At 65.7% G+C, this 1,794-nt stretch carries 1 protein-coding gene; it reads left to right on the top strand.

The window, feature by feature from the left end; all coding sequences use genetic code 11:
- Positions 1–99 precede the first annotated feature (99 nt).
- A complete protein-coding gene (locus KIH27_RS22065; protein ID WP_214095085.1) occupies positions 100–1,314 on the top strand; it encodes an IS110 family RNA-guided transposase in 1,215 nt (404 codons plus the stop codon).
- The last annotated feature ends 480 nt before the right edge of the window (positions 1,315–1,794 follow it).

Below are 1,794 nucleotides of genomic sequence, written 5' to 3'. Positions count from 1 at the left end.
CACCTCCGGAGGTGTCAGGAAGGGATCTGTAAGTGATTCCTTGCGAGGTCCGCATGTTCGCGCATGCGGGTTCTCCTGACACGCCCCGGAGGTGTTGTTATGGCTGTGCATTGTGCCCCAGTCACGTCGTCCACGATCGTCGTTGCCGTCGATGTCGGCAAGACCTCGGCGATGCTGTCGGTGACCGATAGTGGCCGTCAGCGGGTGTTGGGTCCAGTCGAGTTCGCGATGAACCGTTCTGGCCTGGTCAGGGTTGTCGATCAGATCAGCTCGGTGATTCCACTATGCGCGCAGGTCAAAGTGGGTATCGAAGCGGCTGGCCACTATCACCGCCCAGTGCTGGACTATCGATGGCCGATCGGGTGGGAGGTGCTGGAACTCAATCCCGGACACGTTGCCGAGCAACGCCGTGTGGCGGGCCGGCGCCGGGTCAAGACCGATGCGATCGACCTGGAAGCGATCACCGAACTGGTGTTGGCCGAGCGGGGACAGGTGATCACCGAACGTGCGGCGCTGATCGGTGAGCTGGCGGCCTGGGCCACTCACCGATCACGGCGGGTGGCTACCCGCACCGCGACCAAGAATCAGCTGCTGGGTCAACTCGACCGCGCGTTTCCGGGCTTGACGCGCGCGTTGCCCGATGTGCTGGGCACCAAGGTCGGCCGGCTGGTCGCCGCTGAGTTCACCGACCCGGCCCGGTTGTCGGCACTCGGTACGAGCAGGCTGATCCGGTTCGCCGCCGGCCGCGGTATCCAGCTACGCCGTCCAGTCGCTGAGCGTCTGGTCACAGCCGCCCGAGATGCGCTACCAACTCGCGATGGCGTCGTGGCCCGGCGAGTGCTGGCCGCCGACGTGGTTCTGCTGGACGGCTTGGATGCGCAAATCGGCGATGCCGAAGCTGAACTGGCGACGCTGATCCCTCGTAGTCCGTTTGCGACGCTACCCTCGGTTCCCGGCTGGGGCGTGGTCCGAGCAGCCAATTACGCCGCCGCCCTCGGTGATCCGAACCGGTGGCCAGGATCCCGCCAGATCTACCGAGCCTCAGGACTGTCTCCGGTGCAGTACGAATCGGCAGGCAAACGCCGGGACGGAAAGATCAGTCGCGAAGGCAGCGTGGCATTGCGTCGAGCCCTGATCGACCTCGGAATCGGCTTGTGGCTTTCCGAGCCGACCGCCAAAGCCTATGCCGCCGAACTGAAATCACGCGGCAAACGTGGCGGGATCATCGCTTGCGCGCTCGCAAACCGCGCCTGCCGCATCGCCCACGCCTTAGTTCGTGACCACACCAGCTACGACCCAACTCGCTGGATCTGACTCGGATCAACAAGGGATCTCCTCGTTCCTGCGCCCATGCGCCGGCGCCGCAGGAGCGGTCCACCTGGAGCGCCCGCAGCGCAGCGAGGACGAACGACGTGGACGGCGACAAGGACCGGCGCACGCTTACGCGCTGAGCGAGGAAACCCCGACGCCAGCCACGAGAAAGGAACCCGTCGAGCCCCTTCCCAACTACCGGCACCCAGTGACACGCTGGAGGCGACGAAGGGCCGATCAGATGCCGCGGCGGTTATGGCGGACCCCCGGGTTACGCCGACGCTAACTTGGCACCGGCCCTTCGCCCCATCGCAGCCCGAACGACGCCAGATGACCCCCGTCAGAGGTCGCATAGGTCAACGTGGGCGCGCAGGCACACCGCCGCTTCCAGGCAACACCAGGCCATGCCCAGGACCCCGAACGCCGGACTACAGCTCCGACGTCGTCAGCCCCTCTGCCCACCGCCTGCTTGACAAGACCTAC

The sequence above is a fragment of the Mycolicibacter acidiphilus genome (genome assembly GCF_018455725.1).
Classification (GTDB): Bacteria; Actinomycetota; Actinomycetes; order Mycobacteriales; family Mycobacteriaceae; genus Mycobacterium; species Mycobacterium acidiphilum.
The sequence above is the reverse complement of the archived record's forward strand: the minus strand, read 5'-3'. Positions and strand labels throughout refer to the sequence as shown.

Excerpts from the sequence above, each read along its gene's own strand:
- KIH27_RS22065 (WP_214095085.1), top strand. The coding sequence starts at position 100 with ATGGCTGTGCATTGTGCCCCAGTCACGTCGTCCACGATCGTCGTTGCC.